General features: G+C 72.5%; 21 protein-coding genes. 9 read left to right on the top strand and 12 right to left on the bottom strand.

Annotated features, from left to right (window positions below):
- Positions 1 to 4: 4 nt before the first annotated feature.
- Both F7Q99_RS35720 and F7Q99_RS35725 read right to left on the bottom strand, forming a co-directional pair.
- Positions 5 to 634: a 2'-5' RNA ligase family protein gene (locus tag F7Q99_RS35720; protein ID WP_153470156.1), complete on the bottom strand. Its 630-nt coding sequence runs from the start codon at positions 632 to 634 to the stop codon at positions 5 to 7.
- 90 nt (positions 635 to 724) lie between these two features.
- Positions 725 to 1420, bottom strand: coding sequence for a phosphatase PAP2 family protein (locus tag F7Q99_RS35725; protein ID WP_153470159.1), 696 nt, complete (start codon positions 1418 to 1420; stop codon positions 725 to 727).
- 130 nt (positions 1421 to 1550) lie between these two features.
- Between F7Q99_RS35725 and F7Q99_RS35730 the strand changes: the two genes are divergently transcribed.
- Positions 1551 to 2165, top strand: a complete 615-nt coding sequence (locus F7Q99_RS35730) for a Chromate resistance protein ChrB (protein WP_230211242.1) — start codon at positions 1551 to 1553, stop codon at positions 2163 to 2165.
- Between the two features lie 20 nt (positions 2166 to 2185).
- Positions 2186 to 2638: a YkvA family protein gene (locus F7Q99_RS35735; RefSeq protein WP_153470162.1), complete on the top strand. Its 453-nt coding sequence runs from the start codon at positions 2186 to 2188 to the stop codon at positions 2636 to 2638.
- On the opposite strand, the gene F7Q99_RS43505 is transcribed toward F7Q99_RS35735, so the two are convergent.
- On the bottom strand, positions 2550 to 3347 hold the full coding sequence (locus tag F7Q99_RS43505; RefSeq protein WP_195911397.1) for a GNAT family N-acetyltransferase: 798 nt from the start codon (positions 3345 to 3347) through the stop codon (positions 2550 to 2552). The two genes, F7Q99_RS35735 and F7Q99_RS43505, sit on opposite strands and share 89 nt — an antisense overlap.
- Positions 3348 to 3430: 83 nt before the next feature.
- Between F7Q99_RS43505 and F7Q99_RS35745 the strand changes: the two genes are divergently transcribed.
- Positions 3431 to 4546 (top strand): AbrB family transcriptional regulator, encoded by a 1116-nt coding sequence (locus F7Q99_RS35745; RefSeq protein WP_326847507.1) that lies wholly within the window; start codon positions 3431 to 3433, stop codon positions 4544 to 4546.
- Positions 4547 to 4648: 102 nt separating this feature from the next.
- Here the strand turns inward: F7Q99_RS35745 and F7Q99_RS35750 are convergent, their stop codons facing one another.
- The gene (locus tag F7Q99_RS35750) at positions 4649 to 5257 is read right to left on the bottom strand and encodes an HhH-GDP family DNA glycosylase (RefSeq protein WP_230211243.1); all 609 of its coding nucleotides are present in this window, start codon (positions 5255 to 5257) and stop codon (positions 4649 to 4651) included.
- A gap of 393 nt (positions 5258 to 5650) precedes the next feature.
- Between F7Q99_RS35750 and F7Q99_RS43510 the strand changes: the two genes are divergently transcribed.
- Entirely contained in the window at positions 5651 to 6814 is a 1164-nt protein-coding gene (locus tag F7Q99_RS43510) for an NUDIX domain-containing protein (RefSeq protein WP_326847508.1), read from the top strand.
- A 95-nt stretch (positions 6815 to 6909) separates the two neighbouring features.
- Complete coding sequence (locus tag F7Q99_RS35760) at positions 6910 to 7779, top strand: hypothetical protein (RefSeq protein WP_153470168.1); 870 nt, start codon at positions 6910 to 6912, stop codon at positions 7777 to 7779.
- Here the strand turns inward: F7Q99_RS35760 and F7Q99_RS43840 are convergent.
- From F7Q99_RS43840 to F7Q99_RS35775, 3 genes are all read right to left on the bottom strand, one after another.
- On the bottom strand, positions 7670 to 7987 hold the full coding sequence (locus F7Q99_RS43840) for an NUDIX domain-containing protein (RefSeq protein ID WP_153470171.1): 318 nt from the start codon (positions 7985 to 7987) through the stop codon (positions 7670 to 7672). The genes F7Q99_RS35760 and F7Q99_RS43840 overlap by 110 nt on opposite strands.
- Positions 7987 to 11688, bottom strand: a complete 3702-nt coding sequence (locus F7Q99_RS35770; RefSeq protein ID WP_153470174.1) for a hypothetical protein — start codon at positions 11686 to 11688, stop codon at positions 7987 to 7989. Before F7Q99_RS35770 ends, F7Q99_RS43840 begins: the two co-directional genes overlap by 1 nt.
- 319 nt (positions 11689 to 12007) lie before the next feature.
- On the bottom strand, positions 12008 to 13309 hold the full coding sequence (locus F7Q99_RS35775; RefSeq protein WP_153470177.1) for a helix-turn-helix domain-containing protein: 1302 nt from the start codon (positions 13307 to 13309) through the stop codon (positions 12008 to 12010).
- 210 nt (positions 13310 to 13519) lie between these two features.
- On the opposite strand from F7Q99_RS35775, the gene F7Q99_RS35780 reads away from it, so the two are divergent.
- From F7Q99_RS35780 to F7Q99_RS35795, 4 genes are all read left to right on the top strand, one after another.
- Entirely contained in the window at positions 13520 to 13666 is a 147-nt protein-coding gene (locus F7Q99_RS35780; protein WP_153470180.1) for an albusnodin family lasso peptide, read from the top strand.
- Positions 13667 to 13751: 85 nt separating this feature from the next.
- Positions 13752 to 15557: an albusnodin/ikarugamycin family macrolactam cyclase gene (locus F7Q99_RS35785; protein WP_326847509.1), complete on the top strand. Its 1806-nt coding sequence runs from the start codon at positions 13752 to 13754 to the stop codon at positions 15555 to 15557.
- A complete protein-coding gene (locus F7Q99_RS35790) occupies positions 15550 to 16278 on the top strand; it encodes a lasso peptide biosynthesis B2 protein (protein ID WP_326847510.1) in 729 nt (242 codons plus the stop codon). Before F7Q99_RS35785 ends, F7Q99_RS35790 begins: the two co-directional genes overlap by 8 nt.
- Before the next feature lie 13 nt (positions 16279 to 16291).
- Positions 16292 to 16846: a GNAT family N-acetyltransferase gene (locus tag F7Q99_RS35795; RefSeq protein WP_153470183.1), complete on the top strand. Its 555-nt coding sequence runs from the start codon at positions 16292 to 16294 to the stop codon at positions 16844 to 16846.
- Positions 16847 to 16998: 152 nt separating this feature from the next.
- Here the strand turns inward: F7Q99_RS35795 and F7Q99_RS35800 are convergent, their stop codons facing one another.
- From F7Q99_RS35800 to F7Q99_RS35820, 5 genes are all read right to left on the bottom strand, one after another.
- Positions 16999 to 17244, bottom strand: a complete 246-nt coding sequence (locus F7Q99_RS35800; protein WP_030230247.1) for a hypothetical protein — start codon at positions 17242 to 17244, stop codon at positions 16999 to 17001.
- Between the two features lie 84 nt (positions 17245 to 17328).
- Entirely contained in the window at positions 17329 to 17832 is a 504-nt protein-coding gene (locus tag F7Q99_RS35805; protein ID WP_153470186.1) for a GNAT family N-acetyltransferase, read from the bottom strand.
- Positions 17833 to 18605: 773 nt separating this feature from the next.
- Entirely contained in the window at positions 18606 to 20210 is a 1605-nt protein-coding gene (locus F7Q99_RS35810; RefSeq protein WP_153470190.1) for a hypothetical protein, read from the bottom strand.
- On the bottom strand, positions 20207 to 21271 hold the full coding sequence (locus F7Q99_RS35815) for a bifunctional DNA primase/polymerase (RefSeq protein ID WP_326847511.1): 1065 nt from the start codon (positions 21269 to 21271) through the stop codon (positions 20207 to 20209). The genes F7Q99_RS35810 and F7Q99_RS35815 overlap by 4 nt, the downstream gene beginning before the upstream one ends.
- On the bottom strand, positions 21268 to 22605 hold the full coding sequence (locus tag F7Q99_RS35820) for a hypothetical protein (protein WP_153470193.1): 1338 nt from the start codon (positions 22603 to 22605) through the stop codon (positions 21268 to 21270). The genes F7Q99_RS35815 and F7Q99_RS35820 overlap by 4 nt, the downstream gene beginning before the upstream one ends.
- Positions 22606 to 23264: the final 659 nt, after the last annotated feature.

A 23264-nucleotide genomic window follows, 5' to 3' on the forward strand; every position in this document is an offset into this window, starting at 1 on the left:
GTGGTCAGCGGCTGGCGCCGAGCGGGATGGCGGCGAGATGGTCCCAGGTGATCGTCTTGGCCGTGGCGTCGGCGGTGACGTCGACCAGGTGCACAGCGTCGATGTGCAGCGGGGCATGGCTGGGCCGCACCCGCCGCAACTGCCGTTGTGCCTGATCGGAATCGGCGTCGCCCGAGGCGTAGGCGAGGGTGAGGTGCTGGGTCGACCACGGGTAGCGCACGGCGTCCCTGCCACGCACCGAGCGGATGGTGTCGCGCACGGCGTGGTGCAGGCCGGTCAGCTGCTCGTCCGGGTGCAGGTCGGCAATGACACCGGAGTGATAGGAGAGGAGACTGCCGACCATCACCGTGAATGGGGCGAACGCGCGCATCCTCTGTGTCAGGGCGGCGGACAGCGCATCGCGCTCGCTTTCCCCGATGTCCTCGGAAGTGTGGTCGGTGACCTGGTCGAGGGTGATGTGCAGCCACCGGTCCTCAACGAACGTGAGCGGCCACCCGTCCAGGGCCTTGCGACCGCCGGCGATGAGAGCAGCCAACTCGCGGTCGCGGTCCAGGTCGACGAGGGCATACACGTGCAGCAGGGTCTTGCCCGCGGGCCAGTGTTCCCCAGCGTGCTTGAAGGCGAAGGGCTTCACGACGCGCCACCCTAGCCGTACCTGGGACTCCGGTCAGGGCGAATGCGAAAGGCCGGGCTTGCCCGCATGGCTGGGGCGACGGTGCGGCGCTCAGGAGGCGCCGTGCCGGCGCCGGGTCAGGAGGCGGTGGCCGAGGTCGGCGGTGATGAGGGTGAGGGCGGCGGCGCCGCCGAGGGCGAAGCCGGCGGTGACGTCGGTGGCCCAGTGGACGCCGAGGTAGACGCGGCTGGCCGCGACCAGGGCGGCCAGGGCGAGGGCGGTGGCCCACCAGACGGCGGTGAGAGCGCGACGGCTGGTGCGGCGGGCGAGGAGGTAGGCCATCGCCAAGAGGAGGGCGGTGGCCACCGTGGTGTGGCGGGAGGGGAAGGAGAACCCGGTCTCCGCCACGACGGCAGAGGCCAGCGGGGGCCTGGTGCGGGCCACCACGTCCTTGACGAGGGTGGCCAGCCCCACCGACAGGACAGCGGCTCCGCCCACGATGAGCAGGGGACGCCAGCTGCGAGTCGTGCGCGCGAAGAACAGGGCGAGGAGGCCGGCGGCGGCCATCAGCGGAATCTCGGCCGCTGTGGAGACGGCTTCCATGAAAACGGTCATGGGCAGACTGCGGTGCTCAACGGCCTCGCCGAGGACGGTGTGGTCGATCAACCCCGCGTGCCGGTCGGCGAGGAGGTCGGCAACGGAGACGAACAGGGCGAGGACCGCGGCCAGCGCGAGGGCGGCGGCCGTTGCCGCTGCAGCCTCGCGGACGTTGGGCAGGCGGGGCGGCCGGGACAGTGCGCGGTTCATCGACGGGTACCTCCGTGGTGCAAGCAGGGGTGGATCGGCCCGACAGGACGTGGAAGCGATCTCTGGGGGCGGGCAAAACCCTAACGGCTGTGCGTGCTGAATGTTTCATCGGGGATGTTACGGTCGTTACATGGATGGGATGACGACGGGCCGCGAGCGGTTCCTGCTGGTGTCGGTGAGCACGGCCGACGCTCCGACGGCCACGCGGGTGCGGGTGTGGCGCAAGCTGCGCTCCCTGGGCGCCCACTACGTGCAGCAGTCGGTGTGCCTTCTGCCCGACCGTGACCCGGTCCGTCGGCAGGTGCAGCGCCTGCTCGCCTCGGTGCGCGGTGACGGCGGCACGGCCCGTCAGCTGACGGTGGAGATCGTCGACGCCGCCGAGTACTCCGAGCTGGTTGGCCAGTTCAACGCTGAGCGGGACATCGAGTACGGCGAGGTCGTCGAGCGGGCGCCGGGACTGCTGGCGGAGCTGGAGATGGAGACGGCGCGCGGCAACGCCACCTACGCGGAGGTCGAGGAGTCCGAGGCGGACCTGGAACGCTTCGAGAAGTGGCTGGCGAAGATCGCTTCGCGCGACTACTTCGATGCGCCCGGCGGAGCAGCCGCCCGTGACGCGGTGGACCGCTGCCGCACCGCGCTCGCCGCGTTCGAGGACGCGGCGATCGCCGCCCAGGCCGGCGAGCACCCGGCACCCGCGCCCGACACCGTCCTGCCCGCCTCCGCGCGGCTGCACGCGGTCGACTGACGAAGGAAGCTGAACGCCTGATGTGGTGGGACTTGTTGATCGCGATCGGTGTGGGCCTGGCCGCTGCCTGGCTGGCCCTGCTGATCGCACTGCTGCTGATACGCCCCAAGGGCGCGCTTCTGGGCGAGGCGATCCGCCTGCTGCCCGACCTCCTGCGGCTGCTGCGCCGCCTCGCCACCGACAAGACACTGCCGCGCGGCGTACGCGTGCGCCTCGGGCTGCTGATGGTCTACCTGGCCATGCCCATCGATCTGATCCCCGACTTCCTGCCCGTCATCGGGTACGCGGACGACGCGATCATCGTCGCCTTCGTCCTGCGAAGCGTCGTACGCAAGGCCGGCATCGAGGCGGTACGCGCCCACTGGCCGGGCACCGACGACGGCTTCACGGCCCTGTCCCGCCTTGCCGGACTACAGAAGGCCGAGAGGACTCCGCGCTCTGACGCGGGGGGCCGGGAGCAGGGTCCAGGCTGAGGCTGAGGGTCATCGAGATGCCGTCGTCATCGGCCGCGACGGGTAGACCCGCGCTCCGCATGGCCCGCACCGTCACCGCATCGCCGCTGAACGTGTGCGTCCAGACCTCCTTCAGTCCCTCCTGGCGTGCCGCGGTGACGAGTTCACGCACCAGCAGCTCGCCCAGGCCGCGCTCCCACCATGCGGGAGCGATCAGCAGTACCGCCTCGGCCCCGGGTTCGTCCCGCACCAGCCCGGCGAAGGCTACCGGCCGCCCGTCGGCCGCCATGGCGAGCACGCCCTGCCCTTCCCACCCCGTCAGCAGCCACTGCGACTCCAAGCCCCAGGGTTGTTGGAGCCGTCCGCACAGGGCGTCCAGCACGGTGACCGCCCGACGGTCCCGCAGGCAGGCGGGGCGAAGTGTCACCACGTGGCCGCCCGGCAGCAGCACCCGTCGCCCCTGGGGCAGACGCCGGGGCAGACGGGCAAGAGCCACGAGAATCTGCGCTCCCACGACCTCGCCCACACCGAAGCCCCGGGCTGCGCGCGCGGCTGTCAGGGTGCCACCGGCCGGATGCGGCCATCGCAGACCGGCAGGAACGGCTGCCGGGTCCGGACCGAGGCCGTGGGGATGCCAGACGATGTCCGCCCCGGCCAGAAGATCAATGAGGGCTCGGGGCAGCCGCTCGGGCCGGCCCGCCACCCACCACGCCCGCCGCACGTAGCGCACCGCCGCCAGGAGAACCACTGCACCCCCCCCACCCGGAATGTAACGAAGAGCACAGACGCTAGCACTGTGCGTAACATTCAGGTGTGATCCGACTGCTCGACGTCCCCGCCGGTTCCGCCCCTCCCGTCCGCCGACGCCGCCGGTCCGCCTGGCTGGCCGTGGCCCTGGCCGCCTGCGCGGCAGGCGAGATCGCCGAGCCGGTCCTGCCCGCACCGCACCTGCTGGCCCCGCTGCTGGCCGGACTCGCTGTCGCGGTCGCCGGTTTCTCCGCCGGAAAACTACCCGCACGAGTGAACCGCGCCTCCCAGGCCATCCTCGGCGTGCTCATGGGCAGCTACCTGAGCCCCCACACCCTCCACGAGGCGTCCGGCCAGATCCTCCCGCTGACCGCCGTCACCGCCGCCACCGTCGTCCTCAGCCTGGGAGCCGCCCACGTGCTGGCACGCATCGGCGGTGTCGACCGGGCCAGCGCCACGCTCGGGATGATCGCCGGCGGCTCCGCCGCCGTCGTCTCGGTCGCCGAAGAGCAGGGCGCCGACCCCCGCCTGGTCGCCTTCATGCAGTACCTGCGCGTCGCCCTGGTCGCAGCCACCGCCCCCGTCATCGTGCACTGGCTGCTCACACCCGCCGCCACCTCCTCCGCGACAACCGATCCGGAAGTATGGAACGTGGTGGCCAGCCCCGACCAGGACCTCGGTCTCCTGCTGCTGGTGATCATCGCCTTCACCGGCATCCACCTCGGACGCCTCATGCGGCTGCCCAGCCCCGGCCTGCTCGGCCCCATGCTGCTGACCGCCGCCGTGACCATGAGCGGCACGGCCACCGGCTTCGCCCCCACCGGCCCGCTGCGCACCGCCCTGTTCACCGTTGTCGGCCTCGACATCGGACTGCGCTTCACCCGCCCCGCCGTCCTGCGGATGCGCCGCCTGCTGCCCCTCGCCCTGGCCCTGACCCTCGGGGTCAGCACCGCTTGCGCGGCGCTTGCCTGGCTGCTGGCCGCCACCACCCGCATCCCGCTCTCCGACGCCTACCTCGCCACCACGCCCGGCGGCATCAACGCCGTCCTCGCGACCGCCGTGGCCACCCACGCCGACGTCCCCCTCATCTCCAGCGTCCAGAGCCTGCGCCTGTTCGTTATGGTCCTCCTCGCCCCCCTCCTCATCCGCCTCGCCACTCCCCGCACCCGGCGCCGGGCGTAGTAACCACCCACGCCCCCGCCCCGGCCGGACATGCGTCGGATCCGTCCCTTCACCTGGTCGCGCAGGACCGGGGACCGGGTAACTGCTCGCCGGCTTGACGGACTACAAGGCCTGCGACTTGAACCGCCAGACGGCGTGCTCCAATCCGCCAGGTTCATGCCCGAGAACGGCAGCGGTCGACTCGTATACAGCGCGCAGCTGCTCGTACCCCAAGTCCGGGATACCGGCATCCGCGGCAAAGGCGCGCAGATGTACGTCCACGGCGACCTGCGATCGCCCGACGAGGTTCCCGATGTAGTCCACGCTCTTCGGCCCGACACCCTTCACCGCGCGCAGGGCGGCACGGTTGGCCTGGCGGCCGAGCCATGAGTGGAGGTCTCCACGGGTATCGACCCCCCGCGCAGCCAGCAGAGCGGTAATGCCATGAGCTGTCGCCACCTTGCGGGGACTGTTGAAGTTCAAGGCGACGGCAAGGTCTTCCGTAGCGAGTCGTGCCTGGAAGCCGCGGACCGTGGCAGCGTCAGGCCATGCAGATTGGAGACGGAGCATTCGCGGCCGGACCGTTGACTCGTACTTGCTGCGCGCCTGGAAGCTGGTATCGCAGATCACGGCGCCCATGTGCGTCCAGCCGCCGGGAGGGGGGAACGGGCCGTCGCCAAGGACGGTCCGAACGTAGGTGGCGAGTCGCTGTACGGGGTCGAATGCGGTCATGGGCCAATGATGGGCGAGGAAAGTGGCGCTGCCAGTGGGAAATTACGGACCTCCGACACCTTGAGCGGTTCATGCACTTCCGCGGCTACCTCCGATGGACCTACTAAGGGACGTCCGGCGCCCGCGCCCAACGGCGCTGTGAGGCAAGGTATTCGGAGAGTTCTGATATCCGACGCTACCGTTAACCGACGAGGTCACCCTGGAGCACTTCCACCAGATCCACCGCCGTCTGCGCCGCGTCCGCCCCAGTCACGCACCCCTGCGGGTCGAGGCCGTCGAGCTCGTCGACGTCACCGCTGACCCGGCGAAAAAGACCATCACCTGGGAAACCGTCGCCCCGCCGATCCCGCTCACAGGCCGCACCTGAGCTCCTGAAGGAAGCACCGAGAGACCGTGACCGCCCCCAGCCACGTGCGGCCCGTCTACGCCGGGGAGGAGCCGCCCGAGATCTACACCGCGAGCCTCTACCTGGCCGGCGCTCCCCTGGATCCGGAATCCTCCAGGGAAGTCCTCCGCGAGGCGACCCTCCAATGGCGCCAGCCCGGCACCCTGGTGGTGCTGCTCCCCCAGCCCTGCGGCAACACCGAAAGCCCGGACGGCGCGAGCCGGCTCGCCTGGGAACGGGTTCAGCGCGCCCGTGCCGACGAGGTCATCCACTGGTACCCCCAGCCCGGCCCGGCCGCCGAGACCGGGCCGGGCGATGACCTGGACGACGGCCGGTCCGTCCTCGGCTGCCCCGACGGCACGGCCGGCGTCGACCGGCGTCTCCGTCTGCTCGCCGAAGACCTCCAGGTGCCCGTCGCCGAGACCCTGCCCCAGGCCATCGCCCTGGCCCTGGACCGCATCGGCCCCGGCGCCCTGCGCGCCGCCGGACAGCGTGACGTCCCGCTCCTGCTGTGGCGAACCCCCTCCTTCCGGGCCTGGCTTGCCGCCCAGGAAGACGCCGGCAACACGCTGCTCGGCGGCCGGACCTCCTGGACCTTCCGCGTCGGCCCCCACCGCTCCCACGTCCTGCTGTGGGCGTACGCCGCCCGCATCCACCTCGCGGCAGAGGGCCGCGTGAAGGACAACGAAGTCGTCCTGGGAAGGCCCGACCTCACCAGCGTCGTCGCCTACCGGCCCGCGCCCCGCTGGGGCGACACCGAGATCGTGCTCGTCCGCGAGTTCCGCTCCCCCGCCCGCACCCCGGACGCCTACATCCGCGAAGTCCCCGGCGGATCCAGCGCCAAACCGGGCGACCCCCGGGTCACGGCCGCGACCGAGTTCACCGAGGAAACCGGCCTGCCCCTCTCCCCGGCCCGACTCCACCTCGTTGGCACCCGCCAGGCGGTCGGCACCCTGTCCGCGCACACCCAGACCGCATACGCCGTCGAACTCAGCGCCCACGAGCTCCAGCAGCTGCGCGCCGACACGACCAGCCACGGCAACGCCGAGGAGACCGAGCACACCCACGTGGAAGTCGTCAGCCTCGCCGACATCCTGCGCCCGGACGGCCCCCATGCCGTGGACTGGACGACGCTGGCCGTCATCCTCCAGGCCGTACAACCCATGCGCTAGCCAAGATCACCAGTCCGGTCGTCCACGGGATGTACCGGGCCGGCCACTGATAGCGTCGACCCCGTGTCAGCTGAAGCCAACAGGGGGCGGGATACGTGAACATGAACGACGTGATGGGCCAGCTTCCACGACCGATCGCGGAGCGGATGGGCCGCATGAGCGGCATGGCCATGCGCGCCATCATCGCGCTGATCGACGAAGAGCCGGACACGTTCGCCGCCCTGGTCGAGCGCGTCGGCAGCTGGGACGACGATCCCGGCCGGGCCGCCTACCCGATGCCCCGCTACGAGTTCGCCACCAAGGAAGCCGCGCGGATCGTCAACGACGCCTTCACCGCCATCGAAGAGCGCAGGCCCCTGCCCAACGAGGTGGTGACGGAAGGTGCTCGTGGCATCGTCGAGCGCCTCACGCCCGAGGAGTACCGAGCGGAGGCGCTGGCCAAGCTCTCCGAGTTCCCCTCGGGCAGGGAGCCGATGGACCTCTCCGGCGGTGAGGACGGCGGTGCCGTGTCCTTCGTCATCACAACGGCAGCAGCCGCATGGCTGTGCGGCGGGGCTGGCGGACGCATGGCGACGCTGGAGAACATCCGGCTGATGCTTCTGCAACAGGCACGTCAGGCTGAGAGCGTAGCCACCGGTGCCCCGGAACGCGAACAGGTCAACAAGATCAGCGACGCCGACGCCCTCGCCCTGCTCGGCGACCTGTACGACGAGGACTACGCCCTCCTCATTCCCAGCCCACGTGAGCGCGGCCCATGGGAGTGGGACATGCTCGCCGTCCTCAAGACCCACCTCCTGGAGACCCCGGCCGACGCGACCACCCCCGAACAGTGCCAAGAGCTGAAGGCCAAGCTCCTCACCATCCTCCAGGCCGCCGCGGCCACGCAGACCAAGCGGCCGAAGCCCACGGTCCGGCCCGTGGGCAAGCGAGTCCAGCCCAAGCGGCGACCGAAGCGAAAGCGCTGATCAGCCCGGCAGGGACAGGTACGGGCGCACCGGCTTCCTCCAAGGCCTTGCGGGCAGCAGCTTCGGGGAGGGTCTCACCATCCTCCCGCCGGCCGCCGGGCAGTCCCCACTTTCCGCTTCGACGGTCTCTGACAAGGAGCACCCGCTGGGCCGTGGGGTCGGTGACCAGGGCGTAGGCCACGTCGACACGCTCCAGTGCGGTTGGCATCAGCTCTTCCCTTCGTCCGGGCTGTTCCACCCCGGGCGTGGGCGCGCCGGGGAGGTCAGGACCTGGGCGAGGTGGTCGGCGATGGTGAAGGCGACCTTCGGGTCGGCGACAAAGCCGGCCGGTTCGATGGTGCGGGTGACCATCAGCGGGATGACGTCCCAGTTCAGGTCGCCGGGGGCCTGGCAGGCGCGGGCGGCCGCGTCCGCGTGGGCGGTGATGGTGGCGGCCTTGGCGAGGAGCTTGTCGCGGTAGCGGGCGGTGAAGCGTTGGACGTGCTGGAGCAGGGCGTGCGGGGCAACCGCACCTTCGGGGTTCTTCGCCTCGATCACCCACAGGCGCCGGGTGGCCGGGTCGGCGACGAGCAGGTCGATCTCGCCGATGAGGCCGGGGATGCCGAGTTGAGCGGCGGTCTTCTCCAGGAGGCGGAAGCGGTGGGGCAGGCCGGCTGCGCGGGCGACGGCCTTGATGTCGGCTTCCAGGCGTTCGTCGAGCTGCTGCCGGTGGCGACGAAGGGCGTCCCCGACAGGCCGGGGCAGGTCGGGGTGGGGGAGTCGGCCCTCGTGGAGGTATGCGGCGTAGAGCTCTTGGGAGGTATGGAGGAGCCAGGGCAGCAGGAGCAGGCGGCCGCCGTGTTCGATCAGCGGATGGGTGGCGGGCCGGATGCGGCGCTCGACCTCGGTGTAGGCGTGCGCTCCGGCAGGTGCGGCATTGGCCGAGTGCAGGCGCAGCCGGTCAACAGCGGCTGCCAGCTCGCGTTCGGGCAGCGCCGCCCAAGTGGCGGTCTCATGGACCAGGTCCTCGGCGGTGACGGCGGCGATGCCGTCCGTTGCGGTCGGCCAGTCGGCGGCGGTTGCCAGCACGGCCCCCAGCGCCGCGAATCCGAAGCCCCAGTGCTGCTGGAGGAGCTGGTCGGCCGCCGCGAGCTGGCTGCCGGCGGGTAGACGCGGCGCGGTGAAGTCGACGCGGACCCGGGTCCCTAGGGTGGCGAACACGGCGGCCGGGTCCAGGTGTTCGGGTGCGGCGGTGGCGGCTTGGGTGATGAAGTGCTGCTGCCGGGCGTGCTGGTACGCCTGTGCGTCGAAGCTGAGGTGGAGCAGTTCAGCGTCTGGGTCGGCCGTGCGGGCCTGGTCGGTGTCGGTGAGGGTGAACACGCCGCTGGCGTGGATCTCGAGGTGGAGGTCGTGCAGTCGGCGGGCGGCGGCGACCGCGGTGGTGCCGCAGTGCAGTACGAGCTCTGCCAGGGCGACCAGTTCGGCGACGGCCAGGACGTCGACGGGCCGGCGGCCGGTGGGCGGGGCGGTGACCGCCTGCTGGAGGAGCAGTTGCAGGGCGGAGGTGGCGGTGGCGGCATCCGCCTGGCGGCGGCCGGCTTCCGGGGCCCAGTTCTGCGCCCAGGGTGCGGCGAGGTTCACGGTCACCTCGTGGTGGCCGCGGGTGCGGGTGCTCCAGGCCGCGTTCAGCTGCCGGGCCAGCTCGTCGACCAGATCGGGCTGGTGGGATCGGATCTGCCGGGTGAGCTCGTCTTCAAGGGCGCGCAGTAGTTGCTCGGCGGGGCCGCCCCGGGCGTAGGCGTCGGCACCGTGCCAGGCTCCGACCGGCACGTCTGCACGGCGGACGGCGGCGGCCGCGCTGCGCAGGGCCCGGGCGTGGAGGTGGCGCGAGCGCGGCAGGGTGTAGTGGGGGGCGGTCGCGGGCCAGAAGGTGGTGGTGCCGGTGAGGCGGAGTACCGGGTGTGCGGTGTTCCAGGCTTCGGCGAATGCCTCCGAGTCGGTGCCGTCTCCGGCGCTGCGGCCGCGGCGGAGCTGCTCGATCAGGTGGTGCAGGAGCCGGCCGAGCACCCGGTGGCCCTGGTGGGCGTCGCCGGTGAAGGCGGCCAGCAGGGTCAGGTCGAAGTCGATGCCGATCCAGGCCCGGTCGGGGTCCGCGCCGGTGTGCAGTGGCAGCCACTCCCCTGCGTCCGGCTCGTCCCCACCGGGGCCGGTGGCCGGGGGCCGGTAGGAGCGGGCGGTCCCGGTCAGCTGCATCACGACGGGAGCGCCGTCGGGCAGGGTGAAGTGCTCGGCGACCAGGGGGCATCCGGTGACGGTGGTGCGGATGCTGTCGGCGAGCCCGGTCATCGCGGCCAGGTCGAGCACGGCGTCGTGGCCGCGGCCGGGCCGGGCGATGATGGCCATCGGTGGATCGGTGCTGACCCGCACCAGCACTTCACCGGGGCCCGGTTGGAGAAGGTCGGCGTGGGTGCCGGGCACGCCGGGGTCGGGATCAACGAGGTGGGCGAAGCGCCAGTGCAGCGCCGGCTGCAGTCCGACAGTGGCGAGGACGTCGTCCGGGCGGGCCCAGGCTGCGGCCCGTTGCCAGGTGAGGTCGACCCTGGCCGCCGGAACGACGGCGACTTCGTTGCGGGGCGGGCCGGGGAGCAGCAGCGTGCCCGCGCGCGACCAGGCGCTCCACGCGTCGAGCGGCTCATGGTGGAAGACGGCGTCGACGCCGGGGTGCTCGGTGAGCTCCAGGACGAACAGGGCCAGCAGGGCCGGGTTGCCTTCCGCGTCGGCGAGGATCTCGGCGAGCTCTTCGACGTGCAGGTAGCAGGTGTCACGGATCAGCTCCGGCCCGAGTACCCGGGGCCCGCCGTAGACCACGAGCCGGCCCCGACCGGTCGGCTGTTCGGCGAGCTTGGCTCGGCCCTCCTCAACCCGGGCCGACAGGAGGCCGTCCGCGAGTGCGCTGACGACGGCGATGTCGTAGCGGTGGGTGGGTGAGGAGATCACGCACACCGGCCCGGGCCGGGTGGGTGCCCCGTCCAGGCCCAGCAGCTGGGCGACGCGGTCCACGGTCAGCGCCTGGAGGCGCTCCTCGGTGGCCGGCCCGTTCGGGACCTGGGTGGTCAGGCGCTCCAGGGCCGCGGCGAAGCTGTTCAGCATGGCGGAGGCCGGGACCAGCTGGCGGCGGCCGTGCGCGACGACGGCGAGCACCGGCCCCAGGAGCGGTGCTCTGGGGTGGTAGCGCAGCGGCATGGCGGTGATGTCCGAGGTCAGCCACGCGAGCGCGTGTGCGGCGCGATCCGGCTCCCGGCAGGCGGCGGCAATCTCGGCGGGGTCCAGGTCGGCCAGCTCCTGGGCGGCGTCGTACTCGCCGGGGCTGATTCCACAGGCGATGTCCTGCGCTGACCGGTCGTCGTACACCTCGGGCCACGCCGGCGCGAGACCCGACACGAGCCGGTCAGTGCAGCGCAGTACGAGTTCCAGGACGTCGGTGAGGGTGAAACCGTGCACGGCCAGCACGGACTCGTCGACCGCCCGCGCCGTCAGCTCCGCGCAGCGAAGGAACATCATCGGATGGTCGAGCTGCCCGGGGTGAACCAGCAGCCGCTCCCCCGCCACCTCGTATCGCACCAGCGCCCGCGGGTCGTTCGGCTCCGCCTCTGTCAGCGTGCCGCGCCCGGGAGCAGCACGGACGAGGGTCTCGACCAGTCCCGGCAGATCCTCGGCGCACGCCCGCTCCCCGGACCGGGCAGGGCTTCGCAGGACTCGGGTCCACAGGAGCAGCAGGTGATCGTGGAAGCGGGAGCAGCCCGGGGAGCCGAGCGCGGTCTCCAGCAGCACCACCAGCGATTCGGTCGAGTAGCGGGCCAGCGCCTGGTCGATGTGCTTCCACCGTACCCTCCGGTGCTGCGCGGACGTGGGCTGCTGCGCCGTGGCCATCGTGGTTCCGTCTCCTGTGCCGATCGTAGTGAAGCTAGCCTGGCAGGAGGGCACCCCATGGCGTCGGGGAATCTCGTCAGTTCGGAGACGAAGTCCAGTCCCTGGTCGCCGCGTTCGCCGAGGCGAGCCAGAGCGCGCCGGAGGGGGACAACCTGTTCCTGGAGGTCTTCGAGACAGTCAGCACCGAGGCGGTCCCGCTGCCCCGCGACGCGTTCAGCGGCCCTGGGACCGCCGCTGGATCCCGAACACCCACCCGACCGCGCTCATCCCCATGACGGACTAGAAACACCGACTGTCCTTCGGCAGTCGCCCTCGCCGGTTATGGCTGTGCCGACCGTACGGCGGCGGCCAGTTCACGGACTCCGCTGGTGTGGGGATGATGCAGGGCGAGGTCGGTGACGATGGCGCGGATGCTGGGGCGGTCGCGCACCTCGGCGGGGGCGGTGCGGTGGGCCGCGAGGAGAGCCTGCGCGGTCTGCTCGGCTTTACCCCACCGCCACCAGGCGCGGGCCATGTCTGTGTGGAGTCGGCCGCGTCGTTCGGCCGTCGCGAATTGCTCCGGACGAAGGTTCTGACCCGCGTGGACGGCTGCGCCGGCATCGCCGAGGGACCACAGGACGCCGACCTTGTAGAGGGTCACGGAGGCCGGGGTGACTGAGAAGGTCGGCGTGCCGGGCTGTTCGGGGAGGAGCGCGGCGGCGCGCTCGGCGTCCCGGATCATCTCCAGGGCACGGTCGCGGTCGCCGGCCTCTGCGGCGGCGTAGGCGACGGTGCAGAGCATCTGCGCGAAGGTCCGGGCCTGGGCGGCGGTGGTGAGTCCGGTGGTCTCGACCTGGGCGGCGGCGTGGAGGGTGATGCGCTGTGCGGTGGCGGCACGGCCGGCGTGGCGCAGGACGATGCTGAAGGCGCGGGCGGACGCGGCGCCGGCTAGGGGGTCTCCGGAGAGGCGCGCGTAGGTGTTGGACCGGTCGGCGGTGATTCTGCTGGCGTCGTAGCGGCCGACCTTGGACAGGGTTTCCGTGGCCAGGTCGTAGCAGGCGGCGAGCCGGGCGTAGTCGGCAGCTTCGCCGTGGTCCGCACAGGCCTCGGCGGTGGCCAGGAGGTCGGGGAGCGCCTCAATCAGTTCGGCATGGGTTCCGCGGTTGAACTGCGCGCGGGCCTGACGGTACTGGGCCATCAGGCGGTTCGGGGTCGGAGCAGAGGCAGGGGCGGGAAGCAGTGCGAGGGCCTCGTCGAGGGGGTCGAGGGCAAGCGCGGGGACAGCCAGGCCGACGGCGAGGAGGGACCGGCGTTTCATCGGATCCTCCTCGGATGTGACCGTGCGCTGAGCGCTAGCAACTGTAGTGGCCCGAGGCGGGGTTACGCCGATAAGTGCGGCAAGTACCCCCGGAGGGATGACGAGGGCGTCGGCGAACCGTTTGAGCATGTCCAGGTCAGTCGCGGGCCGGTCGGCGGTCTCAAGGCGGCTGACGGCCGAGGCGGAGTAGCCGGTCGCCTTGCCGAGGTCGATCTGACGCCAACCGTGCTGCATGCGGGCCCAGCGGATCAGGCCGCCGACGTCGCCGCTGGCGATGAGCTTCTGGGCGCGCGGCGAGTTCCAGTCCGGTACCTGACTGCGCATGGCCGCTCCCTCCGGGAACACCGGACATCAGCCTGCTCACGGTAGCCGGACGGTGACACCCGGTCGAGGCCGTGTGCGCAGCGCGCAAACGACGTGCGCACGACGGGAGTTCGCTCGGCAGCCGGCCTGGCAGGCGGTGTCCTGATGAGGCACCACCCGCCGGGCACCGCTCGGCGGCAACCATCTGCACTTCCGCATGGAGGAGTCGTCATGGACGGCCAGACCGCACACCCCACCACCACCGTGTCCCCGCAGCCCGAGGAGGAGCTCGTCGAGCTCGGCGGCCTCGTGGCCCTGACCCAGGGCCAGGGCGGCGGCCAGAGCGAGGACAAGCGCCGCGCCTACAACTGCGCCTGACCGACCACCCCGTGTGGTGCGGCACCCCGGACCCCGGGGTGCCGCACCACACGACCGGCCGTACCGGACCAGGAAGGGGTTCATCGTGATCTTCGGAGGGTTCACGCGCGGATCCGGCGTGCTCCGGCCGGCCGGAGCCACATGTCTCGGCCCGAATGCACTGCTCTGGCAGACCGGAACGCCCGGTGCCCGGTCGTTCAGTACACCGGACGGAGGCCAGGTAGCGATACTGGGGCCGTGCGGCGCCACCGACGCTGAGCTGCGCAGCCTGGCCCGTCGCCCGCTACCCGAGGACGTCTCCTGGCGATGGTCGGGCGCGTACGCGGTGGTCGAGCAGCGCGGACAGCGCACAGTGGTGCACACCGATCCGGCCGGAGCACTGCCGCTGTACGCCACCCGCTACGAGGGCGGTTGGGCCTGGTCGAGCTCGGCGCGCGCCCTAGCCGACCTCACCAGCGCCGGGGTGGACCCGGTGCGGGTCGCGGTCGCGGTGTTCCTGCCACACGTCCCCGCCGCGGTCGGGACCCGGACGTTCTTCACCGGCGTGAAGCAGCTCCTGCCCGGCACCCGGACCGAGCTCGCCGCAGGACGGGATCTGCGGTGTGCGATGGTGTGGCGCCCCGATCCCCTCCCGGGGTTGGCCCACCACCGGCTCCGCTCCGCGCTGGAGGAGGCTGTCCGGCTGCGGGTGGCGGGCGATCCCGATCTGACGTGCGATCTGTCCGGCGGCCTGGACTCCTCCTCGCTCGCCCTGCTCGCCGCGACCGCCCGACCCGACAGCGGGACGCTGCACGCGGTCACCGTCCATCCGGCCGGCCAGACGGACGGCGCCGACCTCTCGTACGCGCGGCTGGCCGCCGCCCACCAGCCGCGCCTCGTCCACCACCTTCTCCCCTTGAGCGCCGAGCACCTGCCCTACACGGACATCACCGCGGTCCCGGTCACCGACGAGCCCGCGCCGTCGACCCTGACCCGGGCCCGGCTCGAAGGGCAGCTGCGCTGGATGCGCGACCGGCTCGGCAGCCGCACCCACCTGACCGGCGACGGCGGCGACAGCGTGCTGTTCGTGCCGGCCGCGCACCTGGCCGACCTGCTGCGCCACCGCCTCTACCGGCGGGCCGCCGCCGAAGCCGCGGGCTGGGCCCGGCTCCGCCACCGCCCCGTCCTGCCGCTGCTGCGCGAGGCCCGCGCCCTGACCCGCACCGACCGCGCCCAGGCCCTGGCCGACCTGGCCACCGCACTGGAGGACGGTGCCTCGCAGACCGGGCGGGGAGACGTGCGCTGGTTTCCGGCGCTGCCGCTGCCCCAATGGGCCACGGGCGCCGCAGCCGGGATGCTGGCCGACGCCGTCCACGAGGCCGCTGCGGCGACCGATCCGCTGCCCGACCTGGACCTCGTGGTACGGATCCTGGTGGACGAGGTCCGCGAAGTCGCCCGGACCGCAGCCGCCGATGCCCAGTTGGCCGCCGCGTCCGGCATCGAGCTGCACAACCCGTTCCTTGACGCGTCCGTCGTCGACGCCGTACTACGCACTGAGGTCCGGGCCCGGCCCCCGGTCCACAGCTACAAGCCCGTGCTCGCCCGAGCCATGGCCAGCGTCCTGCCGGATGCGCTGGCCTCCCGGACGACCAAGGGCAGTTTCAACGCCGACCACTACACCGGACTGCGCGCGGCTCTGCCGGAGCTCCAACGTCTGGCCGACGGACGCCTCGCCGCTCTCGGCCTCGTCGACCCGGTCCTGCTGAGAGCGCACCTCGCCCAGGCCGCCGCTGGCATCCCGATGTCCCTCGCGCCCCTGGAACAGGCTCTGGCCGCCGAAGCGTGGCTCCGCACCCTCGACCGCACGGCCACTACCTGGTCGCGCTCCCGCGAAGGAGACCGCCGTGGATGACTTGCCCCTGTTCGTCACTTGCCCGAAGGTCGTCCGCGCGGTCGATTTCGGCCACGCCCTGGTCCTCATCGACTACCGAGCCGGCAGCGTCCAGGCCCTCCAGCCCCCGGCCGCAGCCCAGTGGGACGCGCTCTCCCGTACCGGGGTCCTCGACCGCATGGCCCCCGCCCTCGCTCGCCGGCTCCTTGCCCTGGGTCTGCTCGCCCCCGTCAGCGGGCCGGGATCGTGGGCGCCTGCGCTGATTGTCTCCTCGGCCCTGGCCAGTTGGGGCAGCACCGAGCATCCCGCGGGGGTCATCCGACCGCCGCGTGGCCCGCTCGCCGGGACACTCACGGCTGCGGCCGCGCTCACCGTCGTCTTCACCGCCACCCGCCAGCACCGCACCGGCATGCGGCACGCCCTCTCGCTCCTGGCCGCCGCCAATGCCCGGAACATCCGGCCTGCGACCCTCCGGGAGGCGACCCGCGCCGTCACCACGGTGCGTCGCGCTGGCTGGTACTCCCCTGGTCGCACCGCGTGCCTGGAGGAGTCCGTCGCCGCCGTCCTGCTGCTCGCCTCCCGGCGCCTCGGCGTCCGCTGGTGCCACGGAATTGCGTCCGACCCGATCCGGCTCCACGCCTGGGTGCAGACTATGAACGGCGACGACGTCGCCGAGCCGTCCTCGACCCACGCCTACACCCCCGTGCTCACCATCGGAGACCGCCATCACCAGCCCCGCTGACCCGATCATCTGGCTGCGCACCGAGACCTGCGGGCTAGGCCCGTACCGCACCGACCTCGTCGAGACCTACTGGCGCTGGGAGCAGGACCCCGCCCTGCTGGTCGGCTACGGACGCCAGGCCCCCGAGTCCCTGGAAGCCCGCACCGAGGGCATGGCGCACCAGCAGCGCGGCGAGAACATCCGCTTCACCATCTACGACCTCACCAGCGGCGAGCCGACGCCGACCGGAGTCGCGACCCTGCTGCCCGACCACAGTGTCCGCACCGCCGAGTTTGTGATCATGCTGGGTCCCGAGGCTCGCAGCCGGGGTCTGGGCACCGCCGCGACCCAGCTCACCCTCGACTACGCCTTCCACATCACGAACCTTCGGATGGTCTGGCTGAAGGTTCTCGCACCGAACGCAGGCGCGATCCGCGCGTACGAGAAGGCCGGCTTCCAGAAGGTCGGCGCGATCCGCCAGGCTGGGTACTGGCTCGGCCAGGTGTGCGATGAGGTCGTGATGGACGCTCTGGCTTCAGAGTTCAGCGCCCCGTCAGCCATCACCCCCGCGGTTGCCACGCCCGCTTGAGCGCCTTCGTGCGTGGTGTGGCCTCGGGGAATCAGTGGACCCCAAGGAGCCTGCGGCGTAGCGTCAGGGATGAGGTCCCGCCGCATCCCCCGTCGGCGGGACCTCCTTGGTTCCTGGCCAGTATGGCGGCGCTTGCGCCGCCACGAGGTTCGTCAGCCGCGAGCGGGCTCGGTCGCCGTCACCAGGGTGATGCTCTCGGCGCAGACGGATGCGTCTCCCGTGCGGTGCCCCGGTTCGAACACCGCGACGGTGTAACTGGTGATCCCGGAAGGCAGTTGCAGGAACATGTCGTTGACGCGTGACTTGGTGTGTTCCAGGGCGTCGGACGCACTGGGTTGATCGACGGTCAGCATGCGCGGGCCGATCCCGGGGATGTCCACCTCGACGTTCCACTTCATGCGGCCATCCTGGCAGAGCACTTCCCGGCCGCTGGCCATTGAGCAGCCGAGCGCCGGAGCGTGCGTGGCCGTCGGGGTCGGAGGTCAGTACCAGGCCGGTTGTAGGACGGCCTTCTTCAGCGCCCGGTTGATGTCGGGGTTGCGGCCGGGGACGTAGGAGTGGACCGGCGTGTAGCCGGAGGCGGCGTACAGGGCGAGTGCCGCGATGTTGTGGACGCCGGTCTCCAGCAGGACCTCGGTGTGGCCGCGGCCGAGTAGGTCTTGTTCGAGAGTGGCGAGGATCCGGCGGCCGAGCCCTTGCCCGCGAGCGGCCGGGGCCACGTACATCCGCTTGATCTCGGCTGTCGAGGGGCCGAGGGTGCGCCAGCCCCCGCAGGCTAGGGCCGGTCCGTCTCCGAGGCGGGCAACGAGGAATCGGCCGTGCGGGGCGTCGAATTCTGCGCTGTCGGTTGTCTCGGGGTCGTCGGCGGTGTTGTAGATGGCGAGCTGCTCCTGGTGGAGGGCTTGAGTGAGGGCGCGGGCATCGGCGGTGCCGTACGGGACGGCGGTGAGCGTCCAGTGAGAGGCGGCCTGAAGCGGCGAGGTCATGGTGTCGATAGTGCCGGGTGGAGGGCGCCCAGGAGGATCAGCAGCTCTGCGGTCGCCCGCCGCAGCCGCCACCACAGCGTCCGCACGCCGGCCCGAGCACCCCGACCACCGGGCCCGGCCCTCGCGCACCCTCGGGTCGAAGGCGTAGGGCCGGCGCTCTTCCGCATCCCGCGTCGTGAACCGGATCCGGCCGCCGAGAGGTCGGAGTCTGGAGTCGCCGCTGCCGATCCCCCGGCACTCCGGCGCCGCTTGATGACGCAGACACTCCCGGTGACGCTGCCGGGTGACGCTGGAGTGTTCGCCCGGATGCCGCGTTGACCTGTGGTTTTTCTTCCGGACAGGCGGGCGGCAGACGCTGATGACGCTCTGACGCACCATGTCTCCGGCTCGCCTACCCCTCTTCTTCCTTCCTCTCAGTGAGATGGGGTACGAGAGCGTCATCAGCGTCATGGCCGCTTAGCAGACCGCGAGAACTTGCAGGTCAGAGCCACTTGTAGGCCGGGCGCCGGGTGCGTCACGGGCAGCGTCGCCTGTGCGTCACCGTCTGGCGGATGCGGCAGCCGGCCTGAGCCGGCTGGAGGGTCCTGGCGGTGGGTTCCCGTCTCCTTGGCGGGGCTCCGCGGTGCCGACCGGTGGAGGAGGGGCTCGTGCCGTCCTGGGGCGGTGTTCTGACGGTGTCCGGGCATGCGGAGGGCCCGCGCGTCCGGGTGGCGACGGCAGGTGGGAGGTGAGCGGTGTGGGGTCCTGGGTGCGTCAGGCGGGCGGGTGTCGGGTCAGGTGCGCGGGTCCGGGGCGGGGTTGAGGGTGATCAGGAAGCCTCGCCCGCTGCCGGTGCGGGGCAGTTTGCGGATGTCGATGCCGCGGGCGCGCAGTGCGGGGGCGAGGGAGGTGAGGCGGGCGGAGAGCAGTGCGGTGGTCTTGGGCCAGGTGTCGGGGATGGGGCCGGGCGGGCGGAGGGTGTTGTCGATCTGGCCGGTGGTGGCCTGCCATTCGGTGGTGTCGGCGGTGCTGGCCCAGCGGGTGAGGGCGGTGGCGACCGGGTCGGCTTCGATGACGTCGTCGGTGATCTCCTCCTGGGCGCCGGTGTAGGTGGCCAGGGTGTCCCAGCCGGTGACCGCGTCCAGCGCCCACAGCAGTTCGGCCCAGTCGGCCATCCGTGGCCGTTGGCCGAGCTGGGCGGCCGCGTCGGGTAGGCGCGCCCACACCGCGGCCGCCAGGTCGAGGAGGCCGCCGAGGATGCGGCCGTGCGCGACCCGGTAGCTGCGCCACAGGTCGTGCTCGCTGCGCCGCGCCTTGGGGTCGATCATTTCGAGGGTGAAGGGGAGCAGTCGTTCGGCGAGGTCGGGCTGGAGGGCGCCGACGTCGATGCCGGTCAGCACGACCGGGCGCTGGTAGGCCCAGGAGGTGACGTCATCATCCGTATACATTTCTCTTTTGGCGACGGAGGCCCCGGTGACGGTCCGGCACAGGAAGTCCGAGAGCCACTGGGGGATGCCGTGGATGTTGTCCAGGCCCATGGTCCAGCCGGCCGAGGCGGCGACCGCGCCGTCGTCCTCGGAGCGCGGCACGTTGCGGACCTCGGCGCGGATCCCGTCGAGTACCCGCAGCAGCTGCCGGGCGGAGGTTGTCTTCGCGGTGCCGCGTTCGCCGTTGAAGTACGCGACGGGGCGGGGCATGTCGGGTCGCAGCCCGGCCAGCAGCCAGGCGACGGCCATACGCCAAGATGGTTCGGCGAGCGCGGACAGCTCGCGCAGCAGCCCGAGCCCACCCCGCCAGCCGCCCGGATCGCGTTCGGGCAGCGGGAGTTCGCCGGTAAGCCGGGTGCGCCGCCACAGCGGGCCCTCGCCGACGGGCGGGGTGGTCACCGACCAGGTGCCCGGCTCGATGCACACGCTCTTCCCGTCCGCCCGCCCTAGGTCGAGCCAGGTGACCTGTTCGTCGGCCGGGTCGGGGGCGATCCGCAGGTGGACCGGTTGATCCGGGGCGTCCAGGGCGAGGGCATCCATGGAGGCGATCGCGTCCGTCAGACACCCCTGGGAGGGGGCCCGGCCGGTGCGCAGGACGTAGGAGCGATTGAGGAGTTGGCGCAGGCTGCCGGTTCCGCCGAAGCCGCCGGCGGCGCGCAGCGGGCGGGCGATCGGCGGTCCTTCGGCCGGGACGGCGTACGCGGTCTGGTCGCAGCGCACCAGGACGTACTCGTCCATGCCCAGGTGGAGCAGGACGTCCGCCTGCGACAGTTTCGGCCCGCGCTCGGTGTTCTGCTGCTCGGTCGGTGCCGCGGCCGCCGACTCCCCCACTTCGGCGGTCGGCGCCGGACGGGTGGGCCGGGGTTCGCCGGCCGGGACCGGGAGCGTCACGCGGGTGGTCAGGTCGGTCATGGCCGTGCTCCGGGGCTTGGGATGGTGCGCGGCGAGCGCATGCCCGCCTGGAGTGCGCGGCGGAGGGTGGACTGGGCCTTGGCTTCGTCGGGGTCGACCCCGACGAGCGCCGCGGCCTCGGTGAGGACCTGGTGGACGTCGTCGAGCTCCAGCAGCCCGCCGCCGACCAGCTGGCCGAGCCGGAACCCGGCCCGGTTGAGCTGGTCGTTGCGGCCGGAGCGGGCGCAGGCGATGGCCTCGGCCTCCCGGCGCAGTGCCGCGGCGGCGTACGCGGCCGCGTCGTGCGGCCGGTGCCGCGCTGCGGGGCGGGGAAGCCGGATCCGGGCCGGCGGCGGGTCGACGGCGGGGTCGCGGGAGCGCAGGCCGACGCGTGCGAGCTCGAGGGCGAGCCAACGCGGCAGCCGGGCAGGTTCAGATTCCGGCCCGGTGACCTGGTAGCAGCCGGCCGGGGTCCTGGTCGTGGGCGCGACCGCGGTGGACCAGCCGGCCCGCACGTCGATCTGCCAGCCCAGCCGGCCGGAGCCCTGCGTGAACCGGGCCCCACCGGCGCGGTACCAGAGGTGGACTCCGCCGCCCGGGGTGCGCACCGTCAGCGTCGGCGGGGCGTGCAGCAGGCTCTCGGCCCGCCGCACCCGGCACAGCAGCTCCAGCACGTCCACCCCGGTGCGCACCCGCTCGGCCTCCAGGACGGCGGCCAGGTCGATGCCGGGCAGCACCAACTCGCGCTCCGGCAGAGGGTGGTGGTGGTCGTCCAGGTCGACGACCACGAGACCGGACGGGCCGGTGGCCACGCCGACGGCGAAGTCGCGGCCGCGCCACCAGCGGCGGATCAGCTCCGGATCGGTCGTCGCCGCCCGTACCCCGTGGCAGTACCGTCCCGCCGCCAGGCAGCCGCAGCCGCCGGCGCCCAGGTCAGGGAACCCGCAGGGCGACTGGCCCCCGGGCGTGGGTGGGCGGCACCGGCGGCAGTTGCCGGCCGGGCGCTTCGATCCGGGCAGCAGGGGATGGACCCACCAACCCCTGCCCGCGCACCGCATGGCGAGCTCAAGTCCGCTGCTCACGCCGCGCTCACCGCCGTCCGGGCCCGCGCCGGCCGCACCGGCGCCGGAAGGCTCTCGTCCTCCAGCGGCTGGGACGCGTACTGGGACATCCGCTCCCGCCAGCCACTGGCCGGGGGCTGAACCGGGTCCTGGACCTCGGCGCGGACCTGGTCGAGCTGCTGCGCCAGCAAGGCCTGCGCGCACCGGCGGGCCGCCTCGTCGGCTGCGGCCAGGACCTCCGGCTCGCCGCGACGCCGGGCCCGCTCGATCCCGGCCACCCGGTCGGCCTCCGCCCTCGCTTGCGGGCCGTGAAGCAGGGCCTCCAGCGCGAGCGCGCGCTCCCGGGCCACCAGCTGCTCGACGAGCTCCCGCAGCTGCCAGACCACCGCCGCCTCCGGCAGTCCCTGGCCGCGCCACCGCTCCCCCGCCTGCTCGGCCTCGGCCTCCAGCCGCGCCCGGCACACGCCCAGAAGTCCGCCCCTGGCGGCCGGGACGTCCACCAGGCCGGCCGCCACGGCCGCGAACTCCGCAGCCGACTCCAAGGCCTGGCGCGTCGTCCGGGTCTCCGAGCAGATCAGGCACAGCCCACCGGCCTCCGGCACCCCGCACTCCAGGCACGGCCGGGCCGCCAACTCAGCCTGAGCAGCGGCCTGTTCGTCCCGCTGTCGGGCCCACGCCTTCTCACGCCGGGCGCGCTCGATCGTCGCGCGCTCCCGGCGGACGGCTTCCTCGGCCGCCAGCCGGGCAACTTCCCGGCTCAGCCGCCGTTCCACCTCCGCCCGGAACTCCTCCGGTGCGAGGACAAGCAGCTGCTCGGTGACGGACCGTGCGACCTGGTGCCGCAGCGCCCGGCGGTCCTCGACCAGCAGCTCGCAGGACGGGCAGACCCGGCCGGTGTCCATCCGCACCCGGTCATCGCACGCCTGGGCGTAGCACTCGGCCCGCTGCGGCAATCCGCGGCCGAGCAGCCAGCCGATCGGATCCCGTACCGGCTGCCCGAACTGCGCGGCCAACCGGCGCTCCAGGCGCTCCGCCAGCAGCGCCGGGGCCTGCTCAGCGCCGACGATCCCGGCCAGGCGCACCAGCTCGGCCCGTGCTGCGGCCCGTACTCGACGTCGGCCACCGGTATGCCCGATCCGGGCCCACTCCCCCTGCACCGGCGTCAGGACCCGCTCCAGCCCTCGGGGCAGGGACCACCGCAGCAGCACCCGCGCAGCACCGACAGGCGACTTCTGATCCTGCCGTTCGACGACGAGGTCCTGGTGCTGTTCCCCGCGAAGCGGGCCACCGCAACCACCGACCTGCTCGGCGGCCTCGACGGTGCCGGGCTCGGGCCGGTCCTCGCGCCCGCTCACGCGCTCCGGCAGCGGTGGGAACCCCAACGCGGCTTCGCCGGAAAAGCGAAACTCAGCAGCACCAGAACCACCTAGAGCAACCACCTGAGGCGCGTGGTGGGCGTGGAGTGGTGCACCAGCCTCCGCGCCGCTCCCCGACACCTCAGCAGCCTGTTCGCCCAGGTCAGAGCCATCTTCATCCCCTGCCTTCGCTGCGTCGGGAACGTCCTGACCCCTGAGTGCACCATCCGCATCGACGAGATCACCGTCCACGACGTCGAAGAAGCCGACCTGGAGCCAGCCCTCCCCCGGTCCCGACGGGTCCTCGTCTTCCAACGAGCCCGAGCACTGCGTGCACACAGAGCCCCGGCCCTCCGACGGAGCTCCTGCAGGTTCGACGTCCTCGTCGACGCCCGGCGGGATCTGCTCGGGGACGACCTCCAGGTCCGCCTGGGAACGCCCGTGTGCCGCGGCGACCGCCGGCACCAGGATCCTCAGCCGTGCGTCGGGTACACCGCGGCCCGGCACCTTCAGCAACCCTCGCCGGAGCAGCCCGTCCACCACCTGGGCCGCCTCCACCAACGGGCGGCCGATCAGCCGCGCGACCGTCGCATCCGCCCGATCGAACCCGGCCGCCACCGCCCCGCCCACCAAGGGCACCCGGCCATCCGGCCGCGCCG

It is taken from the genome of Streptomyces kaniharaensis (genome assembly GCF_009569385.1).
GTDB classification, from domain to species: Bacteria; Actinomycetota; Actinomycetes; order Streptomycetales; family Streptomycetaceae; genus Kitasatospora; species Kitasatospora kaniharaensis.